21 protein-coding genes are annotated in these 23,523 nt (G+C 61.9%); 7 read left to right on the top strand and 14 right to left on the bottom strand.

Annotation, left to right across the window (positions count from 1 at the left end; all coding sequences use genetic code 11):
• Positions 1–348: 348 nt before the first annotated feature.
• Entirely contained in the window at positions 349–1,638 is a 1,290-nt protein-coding gene (locus EFA46_RS15555) for an orc1/cdc6 family replication initiation protein (RefSeq protein WP_176969924.1), read from the bottom strand.
• An 819-nt stretch (positions 1,639–2,457) separates the two neighbouring features.
• Between EFA46_RS15555 and EFA46_RS15550 the strand changes: the two genes are divergently transcribed.
• Together EFA46_RS15550 and EFA46_RS15545 are read left to right on the top strand one after the other, a co-directional pair.
• Positions 2,458–3,198, top strand: a complete 741-nt coding sequence (locus tag EFA46_RS15550; protein WP_123078943.1) for a hypothetical protein — start codon at positions 2,458–2,460, stop codon at positions 3,196–3,198.
• Between the two features lie 153 nt (positions 3,199–3,351).
• Complete coding sequence (locus EFA46_RS15545) at positions 3,352–4,257, top strand: bile acid:sodium symporter family protein (protein WP_123078941.1); 906 nt, start codon at positions 3,352–3,354, stop codon at positions 4,255–4,257.
• A 37-nt stretch (positions 4,258–4,294) separates the two neighbouring features.
• Here EFA46_RS15545 and EFA46_RS15540 read toward each other — a convergent pair whose 3' ends face one another.
• The 4 genes from EFA46_RS15540 to EFA46_RS15525 form a co-directional block, all read right to left on the bottom strand.
• A complete protein-coding gene (locus EFA46_RS15540) occupies positions 4,295–4,708 on the bottom strand; it encodes a hypothetical protein (RefSeq protein ID WP_123078939.1) in 414 nt (137 codons plus the stop codon).
• Positions 4,701–6,941 carry a cation-translocating P-type ATPase gene (locus EFA46_RS15535; protein WP_123078937.1) on the bottom strand — a complete coding sequence of 747 codons (2,241 nt, stop codon included), beginning with the start codon at positions 6,939–6,941 and terminating at the stop codon, positions 4,701–4,703. Before EFA46_RS15535 ends, EFA46_RS15540 begins: the two co-directional genes overlap by 8 nt.
• A 222-nt stretch (positions 6,942–7,163) precedes the next feature.
• Positions 7,164–8,162 (bottom strand): cation diffusion facilitator family transporter, encoded by a 999-nt coding sequence (locus EFA46_RS15530; protein WP_123078935.1) that lies wholly within the window; start codon positions 8,160–8,162, stop codon positions 7,164–7,166.
• Positions 8,163–8,183: 21 nt separating this feature from the next.
• Positions 8,184–10,781 (bottom strand): heavy metal translocating P-type ATPase, encoded by a 2,598-nt coding sequence (locus EFA46_RS15525; RefSeq protein ID WP_123078933.1) that lies wholly within the window; start codon positions 10,779–10,781, stop codon positions 8,184–8,186.
• Positions 10,782–10,962: 181 nt separating this feature from the next.
• Between EFA46_RS15525 and EFA46_RS15520 the strand changes: the two genes are divergently transcribed.
• The gene (locus EFA46_RS15520) at positions 10,963–11,703 is read left to right on the top strand and encodes a CPBP family intramembrane glutamic endopeptidase (RefSeq protein WP_123078931.1); all 741 of its coding nucleotides are present in this window, start codon (positions 10,963–10,965) and stop codon (positions 11,701–11,703) included.
• A 16-nt stretch (positions 11,704–11,719) separates the two neighbouring features.
• Here the strand turns inward: EFA46_RS15520 and EFA46_RS15515 are convergent, their stop codons facing one another.
• Together EFA46_RS15515 and EFA46_RS15510 are read right to left on the bottom strand one after the other, a co-directional pair.
• Complete coding sequence (locus EFA46_RS15515; protein WP_123078929.1) at positions 11,720–11,998, bottom strand: hypothetical protein; 279 nt, start codon at positions 11,996–11,998, stop codon at positions 11,720–11,722.
• Positions 11,995–12,534: a hypothetical protein gene (locus tag EFA46_RS15510; RefSeq protein ID WP_148040732.1), complete on the bottom strand. Its 540-nt coding sequence runs from the start codon at positions 12,532–12,534 to the stop codon at positions 11,995–11,997. The genes EFA46_RS15515 and EFA46_RS15510 overlap by 4 nt, the downstream gene beginning before the upstream one ends.
• A gap of 134 nt (positions 12,535–12,668) precedes the next feature.
• Here EFA46_RS15510 and EFA46_RS16325 point away from each other — a divergent pair, with 134 nt between their 5' ends.
• The 3 genes from EFA46_RS16325 (at position 12,669) to EFA46_RS16320 (ending at position 14,376) form a co-directional block, all read left to right on the top strand.
• On the top strand, positions 12,669–12,797 hold the full coding sequence (locus EFA46_RS16325) for a hypothetical protein (RefSeq protein WP_255494169.1): 129 nt from the start codon (positions 12,669–12,671) through the stop codon (positions 12,795–12,797).
• 282 nt (positions 12,798–13,079) lie between these two features.
• Positions 13,080–13,667, top strand: a complete 588-nt coding sequence (locus EFA46_RS15505; protein WP_123078924.1) for an isoprenylcysteine carboxylmethyltransferase family protein — start codon at positions 13,080–13,082, stop codon at positions 13,665–13,667.
• Between the two features lie 469 nt (positions 13,668–14,136).
• Complete coding sequence (locus EFA46_RS16320) at positions 14,137–14,376, top strand: hypothetical protein (RefSeq protein WP_255494168.1); 240 nt, start codon at positions 14,137–14,139, stop codon at positions 14,374–14,376.
• A 6-nt stretch (positions 14,377–14,382) separates the two neighbouring features.
• On the opposite strand, the gene EFA46_RS15495 is transcribed toward EFA46_RS16320, so the two are convergent.
• Entirely contained in the window at positions 14,383–14,772 is a 390-nt protein-coding gene (locus EFA46_RS15495) for a CopG family ribbon-helix-helix protein (RefSeq protein ID WP_123078920.1), read from the bottom strand.
• 101 nt (positions 14,773–14,873) lie between these two features.
• Here EFA46_RS15495 and EFA46_RS15490 point away from each other — a divergent pair, with 101 nt between their 5' ends.
• Positions 14,874–15,710 (top strand): hypothetical protein, encoded by an 837-nt coding sequence (locus EFA46_RS15490; RefSeq protein ID WP_123078918.1) that lies wholly within the window; start codon positions 14,874–14,876, stop codon positions 15,708–15,710.
• Between the two features lie 316 nt (positions 15,711–16,026).
• On the opposite strand, the gene EFA46_RS15485 is transcribed toward EFA46_RS15490, so the two are convergent.
• The 6 genes from EFA46_RS15485 to EFA46_RS15460 are packed head-to-tail and all read right to left on the bottom strand — an operon-like array spanning position 16,027 to position 23,265.
• A complete protein-coding gene (locus tag EFA46_RS15485) occupies positions 16,027–17,844 on the bottom strand; it encodes a hypothetical protein (protein WP_158604299.1) in 1,818 nt (605 codons plus the stop codon).
• Positions 17,844–20,165: a VirB4 family type IV secretion system protein gene (locus EFA46_RS15480; protein ID WP_158604298.1), complete on the bottom strand. Its 2,322-nt coding sequence runs from the start codon at positions 20,163–20,165 to the stop codon at positions 17,844–17,846. Before EFA46_RS15480 ends, EFA46_RS15485 begins: the two co-directional genes overlap by 1 nt.
• A complete protein-coding gene (locus EFA46_RS15475; protein WP_123078914.1) occupies positions 20,162–21,775 on the bottom strand; it encodes a hypothetical protein in 1,614 nt (537 codons plus the stop codon). The genes EFA46_RS15480 and EFA46_RS15475 overlap by 4 nt, the downstream gene beginning before the upstream one ends.
• The gene (locus EFA46_RS15470) at positions 21,768–22,274 is read right to left on the bottom strand and encodes a hypothetical protein (RefSeq protein WP_148040731.1); all 507 of its coding nucleotides are present in this window, start codon (positions 22,272–22,274) and stop codon (positions 21,768–21,770) included. The genes EFA46_RS15475 and EFA46_RS15470 overlap by 8 nt, the downstream gene beginning before the upstream one ends.
• A complete protein-coding gene (locus EFA46_RS15465) occupies positions 22,271–22,552 on the bottom strand; it encodes a hypothetical protein (protein ID WP_123078910.1) in 282 nt (93 codons plus the stop codon). Before EFA46_RS15465 ends, EFA46_RS15470 begins: the two co-directional genes overlap by 4 nt.
• Complete coding sequence (locus tag EFA46_RS15460; protein WP_123078908.1) at positions 22,549–23,265, bottom strand: hypothetical protein; 717 nt, start codon at positions 23,263–23,265, stop codon at positions 22,549–22,551. Before EFA46_RS15460 ends, EFA46_RS15465 begins: the two co-directional genes overlap by 4 nt.
• Positions 23,266–23,523: the final 258 nt, after the last annotated feature.

The raw sequence follows: 23,523 nt of genomic DNA, 5'->3' as shown, positions 1-23,523 counted from the left end.
ATGAGATGTAGTTGCTATTATTTGCGGCAGAATCTTCACCACTGCTAACTCCTCAACGGAGTAGAGCCTACCTCTCACACAGTCTCGAGCCTGTTTCTCCGAATCAAAGATCTGCCCGGCCATATCTGACGCCCGCGTATTCGTTCGATTTACACATCGATGACGGGGGGAGGGTGGTATTCCTTCCTCTACTCCTCGATCACCAATACGAGTGCGATACCAGGCTCTACAACAAACCAATCTCCTGCTTCAATTCCCACCCCACTTACTCCCTCTATTCAGTCGACCTGCCCAGTCTGGATTTACACATCGATGACGGGGGGTGGGCGTGGAATAACTCCGACCGCGCTACTTATTCTGAAATTCTCGCAACTGTGCATTCACGACTGACTGCAGTAACTCCTCTTGATCTGCAATTGCTTCCAGCCGCGTATCATCCACGATTCGATCCATAATCGCGTTCGGATCCCCCGTGAAGGTGAACTCCATATACATCCCGCCACCACGACCACGGCTCTTCCTCGACGTCGAAACTAACCCGTACGTCGAGAGTTCCTTCACGTACTTCACGTACGTCTCCCGCGTCATCTGGTCCGCGTCCAATTCATCCGTGACCCACTGATAGACCTTGAAGCCGACGGGGCTCGGCACCGAACCACCCGTCCGCTTCGAGTAGCGAGTCACAGCCGCAGTTGAGTACAGCGAAATCTTCTTCTGCGTTGTCAGCCCCTCCACGAGCTTCAACGACCGGTCCTTGTCGATCTCCTCTTGGGAATCACGTACGTGTTCCTCCCGAACTGCTCCGTCGCCTCGCTCGTCCGCTAAGTCTCCCGCACCTCGGAACAGGTCGATCGCCTTCCGAGCATCACCATGGCTTTGAGCGGCGAACGCAGAAACGAGCGGAATCACGTCCCCTTGGAGTGCGTCCTCCCGGAAGGCGTCTTTCCGGTTTCGGAGAATCTCCTGGAGTTGGTTCGCATCGTAGTCTGGGAAGTAGACGTCGCGAGGATTGAACGAGCTTTCTGCACGGCCATCGATATCCTCCATGAACTTCGGGTCGTTCGTCAAGGCCGCGACGGACACGCGTCCCTCTATCTCGTTCGTATTACTGGCCCGCGAGAGCTGATAGAGGAGCTTCGAGTACGCCGGCTCATCGTTCGCACGTCGACCCACTAGAAGATCAATCTCGTCGAGGATGAAGATGACAGAATCATAGTTCTCGTTGATGAGTTCGTAGAGGCGTCGGTACTTCCGCTTCGTCGACACCCCCGTCTCAGGAACGCCGATCTCGGAGTCCGTGGTGCTCGCGACAGTCTGAACCAACTCGTAGACCGCCTGGTCGAGCGTATTAATCGGCTGGCAGTTGATGTCTATGACCCCGAAGCGTTCGCCCTTCGACTTACAGAGGTCGATAATTTGGTGTGTTACTGCCCCGATGATGAGGGATTTTCCCGTCCCGGCGGGCCCATACAGTAGCATATTGGGGGGACGATTCCCTTGGAGGGTTGGCTTGAGATAGGTGACAACTGATTCGAGCTGTTCATCGCGGCCGACGATTCGTTCTTCATCGATGATCGTATCGGGCTCGACGAGGTCTCTGTTGACGAAGACGGACTCTCTCCCCTCCTCGTCGAACATCTCCCGTATCGTTCGTTGCCCGCTCCCATCGGAACTCTCTACGTCCTCTGTTTCTCCCGAAGCCTCTCCGCTCTTCATCGCTATCTCAGGCTCCTCCTTTCCACTATGTGCTTCTTCACTACCCTCCAATCTAGATTGACCCGTCCCACCGGAATCACTACCGACCATACCACCTGTGTATATCCAAGGCATAAAAAGATTCACCTCCTTCGATGTATATCGGCTCTGTACGAGTTCTCTATGGGCTGTATTCGTCAAAATCTCCCCATCCACACCTAACCACCGCCGATGTGACTCCTCCGAATACTCCTGTACACACCCCCCGTCATCGAAGTGTAAGTCACGATATTCCATTCAATCAAGCATCAAGTCATCTACGTATGGTGAATATTCCATTCCAGCTCTCACACCCCCCGTCATCGATGTGTAAATCATACCTCGAAACAAATTTCGACCACTATCCTTCACCTCCCTCGAGCAACCGCTCACTCGGGCCAGCACACCCCCCGTCATCGATGTGTAAGTCCCACCTCGTCATCGAAGCGCAAACCCAATCAAACGCCCCCCCCGTCATCGATGTGTAAACTTGGGATAGAGGGCCTCACCATCCCTCATAGCGATGCTTGGGAATCTACACCCATACGATGGTATCGCAGACCTGCTGGAGGATCTTCCCTGCGACGAGCAGGTTATGCGCTTCCAGGAACTCCCCCTCCCTCACTCTGGTACAACTCGAAAAAGGGATGGGGGTGTCGACCACGTCTTGCGGCGTACTCTCGCTCAGATTCAAATACCAGGACGGGGGTAAACCGATTGCTCATGGCTGACCCCTCGACCAACACTCCGTTTGACACTGACTCGGATGCCTCCTCAACCACGCCGCTCTACTCTCCTGTCACCACAACGAACATCTATCACGCCGTCACCGACCTCGGCTATCCGACCGAGTACGTCCCGATCGTCGCCCGTGCTCTCGACGAGTTCCAACTCGCGATTTCCGCCGCGAATAGCGGCCACTTCCTCCTCGACCAGCTCGTACCCCAAGCCGAACGCTTCGCAGTCCTCGACGTCAACCGAGTCACTGGACGCACCCGCCTCGAAGACCTCTTATTCTTCAGCGGCCCCTACACGAAGACGATTCTCACCGACGCGATCGGAATCGCGATGCCCGAATTCGAGGGCCCCGCTACCGGACATCCCAACCCAATGTCGCCCACCTCCTTCGGCGTCGACGACGACCACCACGATCTCGACCGTGAAGGCGAGCACAAATATGGATACGCCGACGTCGACATCGACGTGGATCTCGACTTCGCGCTCTCCTCGCTCGACGAGGATAGACTTCTCCCGGGAATCGACTCACACGTCATGCGTGCTGAAGTCCAACAGATCGCCGAACTCGCATTCGCTTTCTACCGGACTGAGCCCGGCTTCATGGACGAGTTCGATCCCGTCGTCGGCTGTACATTCGCTGTCCGGTCGGCTCCCCACGACGATATCGTCATGGCTGAACCCGGCCCGAGAACGGCCCCCCTCCCTAGTGGAACGCAAAGCATCTGAGGGTGTCAGAAACCGGCTCGAGTACTTCTCCTGTGGATTCGCACATCGATAGAGGCAGACCCAGGTCGGTCAAGCGGCGACAGGGATGGGTGCCATTGCCTCTGGGGAGGGCAAACCGAGAGTACTTCAGTTCGTTCGACGGTAGAACGAGCTGTGCGACTCACACGACTGGTTACCGACTATCTCCTCGGCTGGATAGTTCTCGCTGTCCTCGCCGGGGTCGTGTTTCCGCCGCTCGCGGGCATCACACGGTTCTCGACGCCGATACTCGTCGTGATGGTCGGGAGCACCGCCCTCCTCCTCTCGGTCGACGACGTGCGGTCCGTAAACCGTCGTGTCCTGTCCGGGATCCTTCTCGCACACGGCGTGATGCCGGTGCTCGCGTTCGGAATCGCTCGTAGCCTCGGACTGCCGCCCGCCATCACGGCTGGATTCGTCCTACTCGGCGCCGTCACGCCGGAGCTCGTTTCCCCGACGATGACCGCGCTCGCCGATGGGGACGTCGCGCTCTCCTCGATCTCGCTCGTCACGATCGGCGTCGTGAGCGTCGGCTACGTGCCAGCAATCGTTCCTGGACTGCTCGGCGGAACGGTCCACGTCGCCGGCGGGCGGCTCGTCACGGAGCTACTCATCGCCGTCGTCCTCCCGATGGCTCTCGCAATCTTCGCTCGGTCACGCTACGAGCGCGTCGTCGCTCGCTACGACAACTATTACCCGGCTGTCGCCGCCGTGATGGTCGTCCTGATCATCGGTGGGGTTGCCGCCGCCAACGCGTCCCTGCTCCGCGGCAGTCAGCTCGTCTTGCTCACCGTGGTCGGTACCCTATCCCTGAATGTGCTTGGCTACGGACTCGGGTGGACTGCGACGAGTCTTGCGGGTGGAACACCTCGAGAGCGAACCGCCGGGACGTTCGCCGTCGGGATGCGTGACTTCGCCGTCGCCGCCGCACTCGTCGTCGCTTCCGGCTTCCCCGCGGCCGCTGCGCTCCCCGCCGTCTGCTTCGGCATCGTCGAGATGGCAACGAGCGCGGGTCTTGCCCGTCTGACCCGTGCACGCTGAGACGACCGCATGCTTCGAAGGAGCGTGTCCCGATTCGTTAGCCGTCCGCGTCGAAGAGTTGAACGAAGAACGCGACTTCGTGGAAGAGGACCAACGGGAGGATGACCGCTCCGAGTGCGAGCGATCGGTCCGAAAGTCCGGCGGCATCTCCGAATCCGAGCACGACGAGGGAGACGCTAAGCGTCCAATTGAGGCCGAGGAGTGACGTGATTGCTCGCTCGAGCGTGCGTGTTCGTGGCCAAGACGGGATCAGGGAGAGCGATGATGCAACGCGGCTGACCGCAATGATGGCGCCGAGCACGAGGACGGAGAGGACCCACCACCAGCGGACGACCGTCGGAACGCTCCACGCACGGATCGCGAGTTCGACGACGACCCCGGTCGGGGTTCCGAGGACGACTCCTTCAACGATCGCGTATCCGGCCGTTTGGAGGTGCGGTCGATCAGACATCTGTCGCGCTGTCGTCGAGGGTGAGCGCACGGCGGCTGTTCGCGAGCACGAGTGCGATCCCGACTGCGGTAAGGCCCGTCGCGACGAGCGGCGTCACGTACCCGATGACGGCGAGCGGGAGGCCGATCGCGGGCACCGCGAGCGCGAGCAGGAGGTTCTCTCGGAGGCGCCGCCGCGTGCCGCGCGCAATCGCGAAGAGCGAGCGAACAGGCGAGAGGTCGTCCGCGGTGACGAGGGCGTCCGCGACGGTCGCAGTGAAGTCGCTTCCGGAGACCATCGCAACGCCGAGGTCAGCGGCGGCGAGCGCGGGTGCGTCGTTCGTCCCGTCCCCAACCATCGCCACCGTGCCGTACTCCTCGCGGAGTCGACGCACGAGGCCCTCTTTGGTTTCGGGGGCGACGTCCGCGTGGACGGCATCGATAGCGGGGTGGTCCGCGAAGCGGTGGGCTGCTGCGGAGTCGTCGCCGGTGATCACGACGACGTGCCGCCCAGCCTCGGCGAACGCCGACACCGTCGCCTCCCAGTCCGGCCGCGGTTCGTCCTCGATGGCGACCACGCCCCGTGCGACGTCATCCCAGCCGACGACTGTCGGGATCGCCCCCTGTGCGCGGACGGACTCGATAGCGTCCTGCACGTGCGCGGGCGTCTCCCAGTCGAGCGCGTCGAAGAGTCGTGGGTTCCCGACGGCGGTCGGATCGCCGTCGACGGTCGCGGTGACGCCGTAGCGGTGACGTTCGAACCGCTCGACGGACGGGCTATCGGACGACGCGTGTTCGCGGATCGCGGTCGCGATCGGGTGACTTGAACGCGACTCGACGGCGCTCGCCCGGCGGCGTACCGCCTCGGCATCGGCATCGGGGGCATAGATGGTGGCGACGCGCATCTTGCCAGTTGTGAGTGTGCCGGTTTTGTCGAAGGCGACGACATCCACGTTGGTGACGCGTTCGAGGATAGTCTGGTCGAGCACTGGGACGTCGCGGGCGGCGGCGGTGGCGAGTCCGCGTCCGATGGCGAGCGGCGTGACGAGCGTGAGTGCGACCGGGCACGCGACGACGAGGACGATGAGCGCTGTCCGAACGACCGTCTCCGTCGTCGCCCCAACTCCAGTCCACGCGCCGAGCGTCAGAACGGCGAGGACGACGACGAGCGGCGTATAGACGGCGGCGACGCGGTCGGTGAGCCGGTCGGCCGAATCGCCCTCAGTCTGGAGGTCCCAGACGAGACCGCGGAGGCGGTCGAGGGTGCTCGTCGCGCCTCCGGTGACTGCGATCTCGAACGCGCCGTCGGCGACGACGGACCCGCCGACGACGTCGTCCCCGGGGACCTTCCGCTGTGGACGCGCTTCGCCCGTGATGAGTGCCTCGTTGACCGTGCCGTGCCCCTCGACGACCGTGCCGTCCAGGGGGATGCGTTCGCCCGGCCGCACGAGGAGTTGGTCGCCGCCGACGCACTCCTCGACCGTGACAGATCCGGTCGTTCCATCGTCGTGGAGGCGTCGGGCGGTCGTCTCCGTATCGTCGACGATATCGGTGAGGTCCTGAACCGCCCGGCGTTTGTAGCGGGCACGGGCGTGATTCGCGATCGTGGCGAGGACAACGATGGAGGTCGCGACGTCGAAGAAGAGGTAGAGGCGGTCGAGGAAGAGCAGGGAGACGATCGAGTAGGCGTAGGCGCTGAGGGCGGTGAGCGCGATGAGAACGTCGAGGGTGAGGCGGCGTTCGCGGAGGCTGATTGCGGCCGAGCGAAGGATGGGGAATCCGACGCCGAGGACGGTGATCGTGGTGAACATCGCGACCGGGCCGTAGAGACCGGTGACGATCGCGTGATTGTCGAGCGCGTCGGTCGAGATGAGTCCGAGGTAGACGGGGTAGAAGAACGCGGCGTAGATGATGTAGACGGGACTGACCGCGATGACCGAGAAGATCGTGCGGAGATGGTCGAAGTCGAAGTCGTTGCGCTCGGTGGGCGTCTCCTTTGGCGTCGGGTCTGATGCCCGGTATCCCCACGCGGAGAGCGCCTCCTCGATCACATCGCGTTCGACTCGGGCGGGATCGTAGGTGACGCGGATCATCTCCGCGGTGTAACTCGCGGTGGCGTCGCTCACGCCGTCGAGTCGCGTCGCGCGCCGTTCGAGGTAGGACTCGCACGCCTGCGTGTGCATCCCACTGATCGAGAAGTACGCGGTCTCGGTGGTTGCGTCGGTGGTTCGGTGAGACGATGCGGTGTCTGTCATTGGGAGGGGGTATTCGGTCGGCTCACGGCGAGGGACGGAGCTGAATGATCGGGTGTGGGAGAGAGGGGCCGTTCAGTTCCATCTTGAGGCTGGTTCGTCGGTCGGATCTCGTCGTTATGTCGCCGTCCGTAATCGGGTCCAAGTGAACCCTACTAGTGGGTGCCAGATATTGAGCGGACCGCTCCAAGGTTGCGTGTTCGTTTGGCGAGACGACCGACTCGTCTAGTGTGCGTGGTCGGTCGCGTACGTCGTCGCCGTCTGGTCTGTTGCGAGTTCGACGGTGGCGTGGTCGACACCGGCGGCGCGGACCTGCTCGTGGACGCGCTCGCGGAGGCGCTCCTGTGCGTCGAGTGAGTCGACCGAGACCGAGAGGGCGACCGTCGCAACGGTGAGGCGACTACAGACCTGCCAGACGTGGCAGTCCGAGACGGCGTCCACGCCGTCGAGCGCGACGAGGTCGCTTCGGAGGTCGGCGACCGGGATCGGGCTTCGTTCGAGGATGAGGCCGAGACTGTCTCGGAGCACCGTGTAGGCCGACCAGATGATGACGACCGCGATGAGCGCGGCCGTCACGGGGTCGACGGCGCGGATATCGAACACAGCCACGATTGCGGTGGAGACGATGACGGCGACGGACGCGCCGGTGTCGCCGAGGAGGTGGTAGAACGCGCCGCGTTCGTTCAGACTGAGTTCGTCACCGTGGAGGTAGATGACCGAGGCCACGTTCACCGCGAGCCCACCAGTCGCGAGTACGATCGTCATACCGGGGTCGAGTTGGACGGGGTCGAGGAAGCGCTGGTAGGACTCGTAGAGGATGACGAGCGCCATCGGAACGAGGAGCGCGCCGTTGAGGAGGGCGGCGAGCGGTTCGAGCCGATGCAGGCCGAACGTCCACTCGCCGGGCGTCTCGTAGCGTTCGGCCGTATAGGTCGCGGCGAACGCCATGACGTAGGAGAGCGCGTCGAAGAGCATGTGGACGGCGTCGCTCAGCAGCGCGAGCGACCCGAAGAGGAGCCCACCCGCGAGTTCGACGACGAACCCGACCGTGTTGATGACGGCGACGACGCCGAGCTTTCGCACGCTCGCCGACTCGCCGTCGCCACTCTCGTCGTGGTCGTGCTCAGCGTCGTGGTCGTCGTGGCTGTGATCAGCTGGACTCCCGGCTTTGCGTCGCCCGGGCGAGTCCTCGTCTCCTGACTCGTCTGTGTCTCGTGCAGTCATCGGTCAGTAATTGCGTCGTGGTCAGTCCTCCCTGGTGGGCGTGAGGCGGGAGAGGCGCATCGCGTTCCCGGTGACGCCGAGCGTCATCCCGGCGTCGCCGACGAGTACGGCCGCCCAGATGGGGACGAGGCCGAACGGAACAGCGAGCGCGAGGGCGGCTTTCGCACCGAGGCTCACCCAGACGTTCTGCCGGATGACGCCGTTCGCGTCGTGCGAGAGCTCGTAGAGGTAGGGGAGCCGGGAGAGGTCGTCGCTCATCAGCGCGATGTCCGCCGTCTCGAGGGCCGTGTCGGTGCCCGCCGCACCCATCGCGACGCCGACCGTCGCAGTGGCGAGCGCGGGCGCGTCGTTCACGCCGTCCCCGACCATCGCCACGCCCTCATAGGCCTCGGTGAGGTCGCGAATCGACTCGACTTTCTCGTCCGGGAGGAGTTCCGCGCGGAAGTCGTCCACGCCGACCTGCTCGGCGATGGCGCGCGCGGTGCGCTCGTTGTCGCCGGTGAGCATCACGACGTGCGCGACACCGAGGTCGTGCAGACGGCTGACCGCCGCGTTCGCCTCAGGGCGCACCTCGTCAGCGACGGCGATGACCCCCTCAAGTTCGTCCTCGGTCCCGACGAGAACGACCGTCTTCCCCTCCGACTGGAGGTCGGGGATGACGTCCTCGAGGAGGTCGAGGCAGTTATTCCGCTCGCAGAGCCGCCGGGACGTCTGCGTCACGACGCCCCCATCGGTGACGGCGTGGACGTGCGAGAGGTCGAATCCGAGCTCCTCGAAGAACCCGGGCTTGCCCGCGTAGTGGGCCTCCCCGTCGAGGTCGGCGCGCACACCCTTCCCGGTGATCGACTCGAACTCGTCTATCGAGCGCTTCCCGACGCCGTTCTCGGTGGCGTGTTCGACGATCGCCTCGCCGATCGGGTGCTCGGAACGGGATTCCAGGCCGCGAGCGCAGCGTAGCACGTCTGCTTCGCTGTTCCCGTTGAGCGCGACGACGTCGGTGACGGTGAGTTCGCCCTTCGTGAGGGTCCCGGTCTTGTCGAGGGCGACGGCCTCAACCTCGCCCATCGATTCGAGGTGGTTGCCGCCCTTGATGAGGACGCCGTTCTTCGCGGCGCTCGTGATGCCCGACACCACCGAGACGGGCGTGGAGATGACGAACGCGCACGGGCAGGCGAGCACGAGGAGCGTCAGGCCGTAGACGATGGCCTGCTCCCACGCGACGCCGAGCGCGAACGGAGTGGTGAGCGTGACGAGGACGGCGAACGCGACGACGGCGGGCGTGTAGTAGCCGGCGAAGCGCTCGACGAACTGCTCGCGCTCGGTCTTGTTCGCCTGGGCGTCCTCGACCATCTCGACGATCCGCGAGAGCGTGTTGTCGCCCGCTTCGGAGGTGACCTGCACTTCGAGGTAGCCCTCCTCGTTGATGGTGCCCGCGTACACCTCGTCGCCGTCGGTCTTGTCGACGGGGACGGACTCGCCCGTGATGGGCGCCTGATTGACGGCGCTCTCGCCGTCGACGACCTCGCCGTCCATCGGGATCTTCTCGCCCGGCCTGACGACGACGATATCGCCGACACGGACATCCTCAACGGGGACGGTGACTTCCTGGCCATCACGTTTGACGGTCGCCTCGTCCGGCGAGAGGTCCATCAGCTCCCGGAGGGAGTTCCGGGCCTTGTCCATCGAGTAGCGCTCTAAGAGCTCGGCGACGCTGAAGAGGACGGCGAGCGTCGCGGCCTCCATGTAGAGGCCCTCGCCGAAGACGAGGCTCACGACGATCGCCCCCGAGATGGCGATGGTCATGAGGAGGTCGATGTCGAGGTTCCGGTTCCGCAGCGAGTAGTAGCCGTTGCGGACGATCTCTTGGCCGCCGACCGCGACCGCGAGCAAGAAGAGGACGTCCGCGAGCGTGAACGCGACCGGACCAGAGAGGACGCGCACGTTCTGGCCGCCGAGGAGGAACTCGAAGAGGAGGCCGAGCGCGACGAAACCGCCGCTCACCCACGTCTTCTTCGCGCGTGCACTCCGCCAGACGCTCTCGGTCGCCGCGACGTCGCTCCCACTGGAGTCGCCGGACGCCGTGGTCTCGGTGACCTCGTACCCGGCGTTCTCGATGGCGTGCGTGAGCTCGTCAGTCGTAGCGTGGGACTGGTCGTAGGTGACGATGACCGTTCCCGTCGTCGGCTGCGTCTGATACGTAGCGACGCCGTCGACTGCGTCGAGGGCCTTCTCGACCTTCCCCGCGCACGACGGGCAGTCCATCCCGGGAACGGTGAACGTCTCTGTTGTCTCCCCGACGCCGGACTCGACGGTATAGCCGGCTTTCTCGACGCGTTCGGCGACGTCCGCGGGGGTCGCGCTGTCCGTGTCGTAAGTGACGGTGAGCGTTCCCGTCGTCACCTGTGCGTCGACTGCGTCTACGGCGTCGAGGGACTGTACGCTGTTCCGGACTTTCCCCGCACAGGACGGACAGTCCATCTCCGGCACCGACAACTGCACCGTCTCCCCGCCCGAGAGATCCGCCACTTGTTCATTATCCTCGTGACCATGTCCATCATGGTCGTGGTCGTGCCCATCATGGTCGTGGTCGTGCCCATCATGGTCGGGCGGTTCGCTCATATTCGATGCTAGCCCACAGAAAGTTATTAATCCCGCTGTTAGAAACCCCCTTGATAATACCTCAACTTAACAATTGAATCTGGTTGAGTTAATAATTCTGGGGGTGTGGTTCGAGATAGCTGGACACTACAGCTACCCGAAAACCGGCCAGCATTTCCCCACTCACTCCCCACCGGAACGTATGAACGACGCCTCGAAGCAGGTCCGGTCGATATCGGTCGCTGTCGCACTCGCGATCGTCGGCTTTGGCATCGGCGCGCTCCTCGTCGCCGGAGGCGCCGGCCTCCTCGTCTCGGTCGGTATGCCGATATTCGAACGACCCGCACTCCAACTCGTCCTCAGCGCCACGCTCCTCCAGGGTGTTGCCTTCGGGAGCGTCGCGCTCGCGTATACCCGGCTCGTCAAGGGCTCGCCTCCGATCCCGGTGACTATCCCGTCACGGGGGGATATCGCGTGGGCTGTAGGCGGAAGCGCGCTCACGCTCATACTCTGGGTCGGCCTTTCCATGACGGTGACCGTCCTTGGCCTTGACTCGGCGACGAATCAGGTCGTGACGACTGCATCCGAGAATCCCGCCGTCCTCCTACTGATGGTGCCACTTTCCTACCTCCTCGTCGGACCAGGCGAAGAGCTCCTTTTCCGCGGCGTCATCCAGGGGCGACTCCGCAGCACGCTATCACCGGTTGTGGCAATCTCGCTCGCGAGCGCGATCTTTGCCCTCCTCCACGTCTCTTCGCTCTCCGGGGAGGGAAAATTCGTCTATCTCGGTGGCGTATTCCTCGTCGCACTCGTACTCGGAACCGCGTACGAGAGAACGGGGAACCTCTCAGTCCCGGTGTTCATCCACGCGACCTATAATGCCATCCAGTTTACAGTCGCCTATCTCACTCTCACACCGATGACCGGCGCGTTTCTCTCCTGAACGAGACACTGGGGCGTCACTCGGGGACCGCGGTGTCGTACTTGGCGAGAACGAGCACGACCCCGAGGATGACAGCCATCCCGATCGAGACCGTGACGAGACCGTAGAGCAGGAGATTGATCGGAGAGAGGACGAAAGAGACAGGACCGACTGTCGCGACGAGTCCCTGCTCGACAGCGTTCTGGAGGACGGACGCACCAACCGCGTATCCGAAGCCAGCGGCGACCAAGACGGCGACAACCAGCATCGCGATGACGACGCTCGCCCCGGACTGAACGGGCGCGCGCTTGGTCATAGCATTCTCTCCTCGTAGAGCCAGCAGACAACTGCACCCGCGAGTGCGAGGATTCCTGCACCGAGAACGGCGACTCCGCGTATCCAGTACGCAGTTAGACCCGAGAGACCGATTCCGACGATAGTGAACAGCCCACCCATCCCGAGTGCGGGTCGCGAGAACGTCTCAGTGTATCCAGATTCGCGCAGTATACCGACCACACACGTTTCGAGGAGGATCACTCCACCGACCGCGGCTGGAATCAGCGGCCCACCTATGAAGACGCCAGTCTCCGAGAGGACAATCCCCAGCGCGACGAGGACCGGCCACGGACTAATCAACCGAGAAATCGAAGTACCGGCGTTCTCTGTCATTGTTCGTCCATTTCGGCGTCGAGCATATGTGGTGACCGATCGTCGCTTCCTCAAGGGTGTCATCTCGGTTTCCCACGATGGCGTCCCGACGCCGATTACGGAGATAGGCTTATCGATGACGAGATGAATGTATATCATCACGAACGGGTGGCGGAACGCGCTGACTGCGAGAAGATCGTCCACGACCCCCTTGAGACGTGCAGCAAAGCGAGCGACCGTTGCGACACGGCCGCGACGCCGTCAGCGCCCGCGACCGTGACTTGAGACGTGCAGCAAAGCGAGCGACCGTTGCGACAGTCAACATCACCACTGTCGTGATGGTGGTCCTGATCACCGGCGGCGTCGCCGTCGGCTTCCTCCCGATTGTTGCGCTCCCCGCTGTCTGTATCGGAATCGTTGAGGTGGTGACTAGTGCCGCCATCGCGTGGCTGGTGACGCGCAACTAATCCAGGATTCACAGAGGCCCGGAGTATCTCTCGGATTGGATCGTCTGCGTATCGAAACCATAGGGTCGCTATACCCGGCCTGAAGTTCCGTATCGGGCTGCAGCTCTGAGGACAGAAAGAGGTTGATCTGAGGGAGTCAGTTTAGTTCGCTTGAAAGAAGGTGGCGTTAGCACGATTGACGGCGTAATACATAGCGCGTCTCGGTCGCGAGGGAGACGATCGTGTAGCGCACCGTTGGCATCGTACCCAACTAATTTGGCGTGGTGGTGACAACGCGGAATCATGTCCTCACAATCGAAGCGCGCTCTCCTCGCCACGCTTGTCGCCGACGCCACCTTGATCACCGGGTACGTCATCAGCGCACTCGTTCCCGACCGCCGTCTGTGGCCGATCGGTGACAGCAGGTGGCGGTGGTGGGTCAACTGGTCGGCTCTCTCGGTCGTCTTCGCCGGTTTCCCCGTGCTGGCCTACCGCGATTGGAACTCATCCAGCGTCACGAATACCTCCCTCCGTATCGCGGGTGCCCTTGTCTCTGCGCTCGGGATGGCGTTTTCTCTCTCAGCGTTGTTCGAACTCGGGTGGATGGAGAGTAGTGGCCGTGAGGGCGAACTCCGTACGGATGGCATCTACGAGTACACGCGAAACCCACAGAGCGTCGGCTTTGTCACCTTCATCGTCGGTACGCTCCTCGCCGTCAATTCCAGAAAACTCGCCCTCCACGGGCTCTTGACAATCGTCATTTACCTCCTCTTCCCGTTCGCTGAAGAGCCATGGCTCCGTGAGCACTATGGCGACGCATACGAAGCGTACTGCAAGCAAACACCACGGTTTCTCAGTCGAACATCGATCAGCCGGCTTCTCCGTGAATAATTTTCCACTGACCGCCCAACACCTACTGCAGCCCTTCCCTGTCCCTCACACAATATATCTGACAGGAACAGTAGAATACATCCTCGTGTGATAACTCGGGTCCCTGCATCTAATGATTCGATCATCTACTGTGGCGGTGTGAATCTCTTCCTCTGGCACCCTCCTGTCCTGCTACTGACTGGGGTACAGAGACTACTGTGGGGACTACGCGTTTCGAGAGTCCCGATAGCAAGCGGAGGCGGGGGTCGGGGATGCCGAGCGTGCGATTCCTACGCAACAGAGTGAGGTCAGTAGTCGGCTCACCTGTTGCGTAGGAATACCTTCTCACCTACCTCGCACTGCTGCGCCTCGCAGAAAACGCCCGACCTCCGTTCCAAGCCCCCCATGCCTCCTCTGGGGACGTCTACCTACTGGTAGCCTCGAGGAGGTATTTCTCACCGTCGAACCCGTTCGTGACGGCAGGCCTGCCGTGGCCACGGGGAACGTCGTTGGCAGTATGATCTTCTTCGTCACCACCAACGTGGGCGTGCTCGCGCTCATCCAGCCGCTCCAGATCTCGAGCGCCGTCTGGACCGTCCAGTACCTGTTCTTCCTCGCGGCGCTTGCCGTCGTCCTTCTCGTGCTCTACCGCGGCGTCGTCTCCCGTCCCATCGGCGTCGGCCTCATTGGGATGTACGGTCTCTACTGGGTCGTCAACTACCTCGGGTAGGGCGCGTCAGTCGAGTTGGAGGAACATGACGTTCGCGCGCCCGACGGCGTCGAAGTCCCGGAGGTCGTAGACGAGTTCGCGGATGCGCGCGGCGTCACCGCGGCAGAATACCGACTCGAGGCACCACTCGCCCTGATGGGTGTGGCTCGTCGCCGCGATCACGTCTTGGAAGTCGTGTTGGACCTGGTGGAGGTCACCGATGACGAGCGTGTGTTCGTAGTCGAAGACGACGGTCGCGACGACCTCGCCTTCGACGTCCTCGATAGTCGCGTGCCGTTCGACATACTCCTGCATTGCTTCCCGTACTGCTCGAGACCGTGACTCCATCCCCTCGGCTTCCCACGTCTTGTCGAACTCGTTGAGTAACTCCTGTGGAATATTGAGACTGGTGCGCATAGCCTATATTGGCTTGGTGACCCCTTAGTGGCCGTTATTACGGAGTCCCCAATTCGTTCTTAACAACTCCTACCTATCGTGGCGCCCTCGCGTTCACTACTGTGCTACATAACGAGGCTGTGTCTCTTTTGCTCGGGGCGGTCGTCCTTGGGGCCGTTCACGGGGTTGAGCCTGGCCATGGCTGGCCTGTCGCCGCGGCGTACGCCCTTGACCAGACGAACAAGTGGCTCTACGGCTTCGCCTCTAGTCTGATCATCGGTGTCGGCCACCTCATTAGTAGCCTGGCGATGGTGGCAGTATTCTTCTACGCGAAATCGTACTTCAGTCTCACCCAGATCAATGACCCGATCACCCCCGTCAGTGGCATCCAGATCGGTGGTCCTGTCAGCCTCGTCGCCGGCATACTCCTCATCCTGCTCGGCATCCGGGAATACGCGGGTCACTCTCACGAAGATGATCATCTCCACGGCGAGGCGGGACACACAGACGAAACGCACGAGCATGACCATGAGGTGGAGCACAGCCACGGCGGCGACCACGACCATGACCACGACGGTGCCTCGACGGCAAGCTCAGGGATATTTACTCGAGTGAAGAACCGTCTCACGAGTAGCGGGCATTCACATGACCACGGGGAACTTGATCAAGCGGCAGAGCGCGGGCTTTTCGGAATTGCGTGGTTCGCGTTCGTGCTGGGATTCGCCCACGAGGAAGAGTTCGAGATTATTGCGATGTGTGCAGGCTCGCAGTACTGTCTCGAACTGATGAGTGTGTATTCGATCACTGTCATTCTGGGGATCGTCGGCCTGACCATGCTTCTGGTCGCTGGCTACACTCATTACGAGGAAAAGGTTAACCAGTATACGCCGTATCTCCCAATCTTCTCGGCTGTGGTCCTCATCCTCATGGGCCTCGGATTCATCACCGGACTCTACTGACCACACTCAGGTATTGGTAGGTATGCGTGTTAACCTGGCAGTTCTATCGGATGCATATGATGTCGCAAGAATCGTGCTAGATACATAGCGCGCCTCAGTCGCGGGAGAGACGGCCGTGTAGCGCACTGTCGGCGTCGTATCCAAGTTATTTGGCGTAGTATTGACAACAAAAGGATGTATGTCCTCGCGATCGAATCGCGCCCTCCTTGTTACGCTCGTCGCCGATGCCACCTTGATCGCTGGGTACGTCATCAGCGCACTCGTTCCCGACCGCCGTCTGTGGCCAATCGGTGACAGCAGGTGGTGGGTCAACTGGTCACCTCTCTTCCCTCTCGGTCTCGAAGTCGCTACTCTTGGCTGCTTGCCCAGCTGTCGCCTTCCCGAACTCTGAGAGTTGACGATTCGGCGCCGATATCTCTGCCGGCCCATTCGAGCCTATCATCGGCTGATTAGCCCGACCGCCCATCGAGTAGGCAAGGTACGAATTGCCACCGAGTCCGCCGACCATTGCGGCTGCACCGGTTTTCGCTGTGAACGAACCAACTTTCCCACCGCTCCTCGCGCCCTTCTTGCCCGTCTCCACACGGCGCTTTCGCGCGGAGTTCTTCGTGACGTTGGTCTCGGCGGTCGCGACGCGTTCGCTGGCGTCCTGCTGATTGGCCTTCGCCGCCCGGAATTTCTGGGAGAGGTTGACCGACCGACTTGCGCCATCCGTTCCCATATACGTCATCTTCTGGTCGAGGGTATCGGGGTCGGTCTTGAACTCTGGTGTCTGGTCTTCGGTGGGCTCGGCGTCGAGGAAGCCCTGCGTTTTCGCCTCGACCATATCCATCTCCTTGCTCGCCATCGCGTTCTGGATGAACTTCGCCTGTGACGACGCCGATTGGTGGTCGGACTCGGCCTCAGAGAGCGCCGACTGTCCCGTGTTCAGCTTCTCCGACGTTCCGTAGTAATTCACGTGGTTCATCGCACGCTGGTGTGCGCCCTGTTTCACGTCGCTGACAGCGCCTTTCGCACGCGCGGTCATCCGACTCGCGAGACCAGACCCGCCGGCCCCGACGTTCGCACTTCCAGCACTCCCCGCGCTCGTACCCGAGGAGGCCGTCGCGCTCGAACCGCCCGATGAACCGCCAGCGGCCGCCCCACCAGACCCACCGGCAGCACTCCCGGATCCGCCAGCGGCCGCCCCACCAGCAGCGCCAGCGACCGCGCCGCCGACGGCGGCTGTGACAGCCATCGTCGCGACGGTCGCCGCCTCACCCGCGCCGATGGGCTGTCCAGCCCACGAGATCAGCTTCCAGATAGTCACGATCAGCATCACCGGGAAGATGAGCATCAGTCCTAATTCGGCGAAGAACAACCCGATATTCCCGCCAACACCACTCCCCGCAGTCTGGAGAATTCCACCCTCCTCGATGACCTGGAAGGTCAACACGAGGATGGCGATGATCGGCCCGGCGAGCAGTGAGAAGACACCCATCCGCATGAACGTCGCGCCGACGCTCCCGACGGACTTGAAGGGACCGCGGCCAACGAACCAGACGACCGCGAAGAACGGCGTTCCGATGTAGACCATCCAGACCATGAACCAGCGCAGGAGCAAGAAGAACGTCGCCAGCAGTAACCCAATCACTGCCAGGATCGCCGCGACGATCGAGACGACGAACTTCACCGACCACGAGCCGAACGTCGCCGACGTGCCCAACAGGTCGTTCTCGAATCCATAGTTCACGCCACCCGGACTCGGGTTGATGTTGAGGATGGCGACTGTGACGGCGTTCGTCGCATCGATCGCGAACCCCCACGCCGGCTGCGAGACACCGATGAGTAACAGCACCATCACCGTCCGGACGATGAGTTCCATCAGCCCGGATTCCCGGTCTTCGCTGAACGGCCACGCGATGAGCGCGAGCGCGATCATAATCGGGAGGAGGACCAACGATATCTCGAACATTCCCGTCCACGCACCACCCGCCGCCGACGATGCGTACGGATTCGGGATCTTCAGCAAGCCCTTGATGAGTTCATCAGTGAGCGCCGTCGAGAGCTCCGTTGCCGCATCCATCGCTGTCTGAGCGAGCCATCCCCAGATCGCCTCCGCGACTGACCCCGCCCAGCCGACAATATCAACCATCAGCTGCCACCGGCCGACGTCGATGAATCCCTGGACTTCCCGCCGCTCGGCGTCGCGGCGTTCGACGGCGTCCGGTCTCGGGCGAGTTCACTCGAGAGCTCCATATCCAACTCCCGATTCGTAACGTTCGGCATATCTAGCAGGGATAACTCAGACCCAGTCGACTCACCAGCCACGTCCGTTGGTCGAGGCGTCCCCTCCCGCTCCGCGATGTACGCCCACGGGTTGAGGTCGTTGTCGATGACGGTGTGCTCGAACTCCCCGGAGTGAACCTCGAGACGACGTCGCCCATGCTTCGTCGTCGACAACAGACACCCGGAGAATCCTGATTCCTGGCCACGCGGAGCCGACTGGAGGTACTTCACTTCGGCCGGAGAGAGGTCGAAGTACTCCTTCGTCGCGTCCGAAACTGATTGTGCGTAGAACAGCATCTTGATGTCACAGTTCTCGTAAATCTCGCGGCGCTCCTCCGTCCGCAGGAACTCGTGGGCCGTCTGACTCATCAGCGTCAGCCCAGCGTCGTAGTGCCTCGCGTGACGGATGAAGAGGTTGATCAGGTCACGCGTCGACTCCCGGCCTAGGAGGTAATGCGCTTCGTCGAACGTGACGTCGAAGCGGTTCGGCGAGCGCTTCGCTTCGAGGTACGCCCACTGGAGCATCGCGTGGAGGATGAGCGGCATCTCGCCGGTGTCCGCGAACGAGCTCATATCCATCACGACGAGCCGCGAGTTCAACTCGAGGTTCGTCTTTCCGTTCAGATTGTGGTTGATACCGCCGGGCTTGAACGACTCGAACTTCGGTTCGAGTGCCTTCGCAACCTCCTGGTGTTTCTCAGAGGGGGTGAACACCGCCATCGGCACAGAGATGTGCGTCTCCGTGAGGGGGTCACCATCTTCGGACAGCACACCCATCTCGCGGAAATGCTCGAACTCCGCTTCGTCGACGAGCCCCTCCTCGAGGGCTGTCTGATACCCACCGTGGGTGATAACCTGGACGCCCCGGATGAGGTCGTCGATGATCGGTGACTCGTTCGCGTACGTCTCGTACTTCCCGAGGACGATCCCCTTCGACAGGAACGCGTAGTGGACTGCCTGAATCAGCATCCCCTCTTCGGCGGCGGGGAGGCCGCCCCGGTCTTCGTAGTGCGTGTTCAGCATCTCAACGACCGAGCGCACCGTCAGCGGATACGTGTCCTCAGCCGCACCACGGTCGCCCGACGGCGGCTCGATATCCATCGGGTTGACCTTCTGTGCGCCGCCGAAGCGGATGACCTCGCCACCGAGCTTCTTCGCGAAGAACGGATAGTCATCACCCGCTGGGTCGAACAACACACACTGGACGGCCGGATCGGCCAGCAGACGGCGGTAAATCTCGAGCTTCCGTGCATAGGACTTCCCGGACCCCGTCTTCCCGGAGATAACCATCCCGAACCCCGAGTGCGAATACCGATCGATGATGACTGGCCGACTCGTGTCGTCGAATCCCATCATGATGCCGTCCTCGTCGTAGATCGGTGGCTCGACGAGATTGAACAACGTCGCTAGTGCCTCCAACTGAATCGGGTGGGCGTTCTTGATCGTGTCCGTCGCGAGCGGCACGATGGTTCCGCTCCCCTCGATCTGTTGGTGTTGCAGGACCGTCGTCTCAACGTCTTGTTCGGCGAGGATAGTGTCGACGCGCTCGCGCATCGCTTCCAGTTCCTCGTGGGAGTCCGCGATCAACTCCATGTAGATCGCGATATCGTACACCTTCGTCGTCCCCCGAATCACGTCTTGGAGTATCCGGAGGAGGTCGTCGCGTTCAAGCTCGTCTTGGTGGGTATCCGTCCGGCCCTTCCGGCTCTTGAGCGTGAGCGCCGTCGTCGTCTGCGTGTAGCGCCGCTGGAGCTGCTGGCGCGTCTTCACCGCGTCACGCGGCGTGACATGCAGTGAGAGCCGCAGGTCGACGTCAGCAATCGTCAGCGGTACAAGCCATCCGAGATCGACCTTCCGCGGAAATCCCGTGACGGTCAGTATCTGGGTGACCTTCTCATCGCGAATCTGGAACGTCGGATGGCGCTCCATCGCACGCGGTGCAACAAGCTTCTTATCCAACGTTTCACGCTCTTCGAGGGACTCGATAGCCGAGACGAGCGGAACTTCCTCAGCCTGCAACTGGTAGGCCGCCCACTCGATGTTCTTCCGTGTGGCGTCCCGGTTGAGGAGCTCCAAATAGTCGAGGGCGAGCTGGGTCTGTTCGCCTGAGAGGTCGTCGATCGGGATGCGCTCAGTCTCATCTCCCTTGGCATTGTTCCGGCCGAGGAGTTTGTGAAGCGGGTTCATTGTTTGGCCTCGTTTCGCTCGTCCGCCGCGTCCGCGTTCGCCGTCGCGAGCGAGTCGCCGGCAACCGCATGCTCATTACTGTCACCGCGATCGGCTTCCGCGACGGGAGGGTTCTCGCCCTGATCATCGACCGCTTTGTCAGCGATGCTGTCCGTCTCAGCCCCCGCCAGCCCGCCATCAGTGAGTACGTCGACGTCAGATTCGAGAATGGTGTCGTGCTTTGGGGCGACCGTGGAGAGCGTCGAGAGGTCGATTTTCTGGCGAGATCGAATCGCGAGGATACCCCCCACGAGCAGCGCGAAAGTTCCCACCGCGTACACCTCGACCGTGAATGTCGTGATAGCCGCGTTCGGGTTCCATTCGTACGGATACGCCTCGAGGAAGAGCCGAATCGCTAGACCTCCGACCACGGCTCCCGCCACTGCTAGTCCCTTCGTCTTTCGTCCCGCTGGGAAGAGGACGACGAGACTCAAGAGGAAGGTCGGGAGACTCGCTGCACCCATCGCGAACGATATCGTTCGAGCCAGCCAGTAGAGGTCCGTTGCGCGTTCGACAGCCCTCATCGACCAGATGAACCCACCGAGGGCTCCGGCTCCGAGTGCCAACCCGAGGAGTCCGAGGAGAACACCCGCAAAGACCTCTCTCGGGACGACCGGGCGACGTCCGTGGCCGACCGGCCCAATATTCCGAGCATACCACCGCAGGATCCGTGATTTTGAGACGCGCTCGACGAAATCCGGGTGGGCGTACCCGCCATCATCAACGGGTGCGAGCGGTTCGGCGTCCGGCTCGCGCTCGATCTCCGGGTTCGTATCGGAGACACGACTGAATTCAAAGCCGCCATCCTCGTTCGCTTCGGCTTGTGCCGCCTCCTCAGCGTCGTACGCCGCGTCAGCAACCGCCTGCACGTCTTTCGTAGGGGCCGTATAGTTCCCCTGCGTGAACTCGACCGGTGGCTTCTCGCCGTGGTACACCTCGTAGAGTATCTCAAGGACGGCCGGGCGAGTGTCGATAATCTCGGTCTTCACCTGTGTCTGTGGGAGTTTCGAGGCCACACGCTGCGCGCGCGCCATCACCTCTTCGATGCACGCGGCCTCGTGAACGGCATCAACATCGTACCCACCGGGGAGGACGCCACGAATTTGTGCGACGAGCCCATTATCGTCATCCTCATTCTTCGCGACGGAGACCGCGACGTAGAACTCCCGGTCCCGAATCTCGGCGACGTCAACGACCTGCCGAATCCACTCCGCATGGTACTTCCGGCCGTAATCGAGCAGCGGTGACTCGCCAATTTCGTCGCTCTCGTCGTCGCTGTCTCGCGACCCGATTAGCGGCCGGTCCGTATTCTCGAACCGCTCAACGTATGGTTCCGGATCGTACGCAGTCGTCATGGAGAGGATCTGCGTCGGGAATTGGACCCCGCGCAGAAACGTCATGAACGAGAGGTAGAGGCTTTCACGGCGTTCCTCTGAGAGGATGAGCCACTCCCGTGGCTCTACTCTAACGAGCATCGCATAGGTTGTCGGCGTCTCGACGATGCCGCCATCACGGACATTCTTGAAGTCCATGAGGTCAAGCGTCGAACCGGCTGATTCGTACTCAGTCATATCTGTCTCTGGTCGTCATCGTCGTCGCGACTGGCCAGTCCGCATTGAGGCCAGTACCCGCAGTTGATTCTGTCTCCGTTCCCGAGCCCGTGTCCACATCTACGACTAGGCCATCGCTCTCCTCGCCGTCGCCCACAGCCGCGGTATCTGACGTGAGACGCCCTGTAATCCATTCCTCGAAGGGCTCCCGATGGGCGATTTCATGTTCGCCAGCCGCTGTCGGCTTCCAGACGTAGTCCGTCCGACCGCGGACGTGGCGAGCCAACGCCCCTGCATACCGAAGCGGGCGCTGTCCCTGGGGCGTCCGGACGTAGATCCCATAGCCGACGATGCCGCCGAGCAGCACGAACGGTGCCGTCACAAGCAGCGGGAAACCGATCGCGTAGAGGACAATCGGTACGATGAGCGGCGGCCCGACTGACTCCGCCAGTTTACGGACTGATACGCCGAACATCTTCGAAGCGAGCAAGTGCGACGCCATCGGGATATCCCGACTCATGCGTGCAACTCTCCATCCTCGTCCTCGACCGTGGTCTCGGTACCACTCTCGCGTGCAGTGGTTTTCCCGGCTTCGGCCTCCGCGTCAGACGCTACGAGGACCGTCTGCGTTTGGAATTCAGCCGGCCAGGTCTGTTCGGTGGTGCGCAACCGCTGCTCGGCTTTCAACATCAATCCACGCCACGTCAATCCGAGGTCTTCGCGAATCGTATTCAGCCACTCGTACTCGTCGTCGGACGGAACAGAAATACGAGTCACCGGGCCCTTCGTTCGGGTCATACGTACCCGCCTCCGTATTCGTCCTCGTCGTTCTCTTCATCGTATCGTGGGTCGACGATGTCCGCGTCGTCCTCATAGTACTGAAGCGAATCCTCGGCAGTATCGTGAGTGTCACCCGGGTGGCGCAATATACTGTCATCGTCAGCGTCGACTGCTCGCGCCCCGGCGCCGTGCCAGTACTCATCTTCATGTGTTCGAGCGCGCTCTTTCCTTCCCGGCGGTGCCGTATTGGGGGTGGCGCGAGCCTGCTGCATCTGCGCGACGGCAGACGCCACGTCGATGGACTGGGTCCGACCCTCTTTCCCTGTCCGCCCCCGGGGAAGGGAGGCATGCTGTTCGTCGACGACAGCCTCATCGCCCTTGTCGTCACCCGTTCTGTCGTCCGAATCGGTAGCATCAGCGGGAATATCGAGGTTCGTGAACGCCGATCGAGGGAGACTGGTGGTTGAGCGAGCCTGCTGCCGCTGGAGAATCTGCTCGCGCAGTTCCTCCATGACCGCTGTTCGTTTCGAGTTCGTGGCCCCGCGTTGGGCCGGAAGCAGCGTCGCCAGCTCCGGGTGGAGTTCCAGGAGGGCCTTGAACAGGTCTATGCTCTCCACGTGTTTGGCTCCCTCAAGCAGGACACCGCGCCAGACCAGCCCATGTCGGTCACGGAGGTCGCGGAGGCGGTCGGCCTCCTCTTGAGAGTGCCAGTCAACTTGTATTTCGGGCATTAGAGGATGTTCTCTTTTGAGTAGATGTAGACAACGTCCCGTCTGGGGCTCACCAGGCGGCCACACGTCGACTCGTGCGTTTCCACACTTGGCGACGTCGTGCCCGCCTCGGAATAGTGAGCTGTCACTCGCGATTTGTGCGAGCGACTGGTGGTGGTCGGGACGAAGCATCGAGCATCGTAGACTACGAGCAGATATAGGGATTTGTCACCCACATTGACTGTGGTGGATGTGGGCTGCGCGAATATTTATCCACAG

It is taken from the genome of Halarchaeum sp. CBA1220, assembly GCF_003721175.2.
Lineage (GTDB): Archaea > Halobacteriota > Halobacteria > Halobacteriales > Halobacteriaceae > Halarchaeum > Halarchaeum grantii.
Note: the sequence above shows the minus strand (reverse complement) of the source record. Positions and strands in the feature narration are given on the sequence as shown.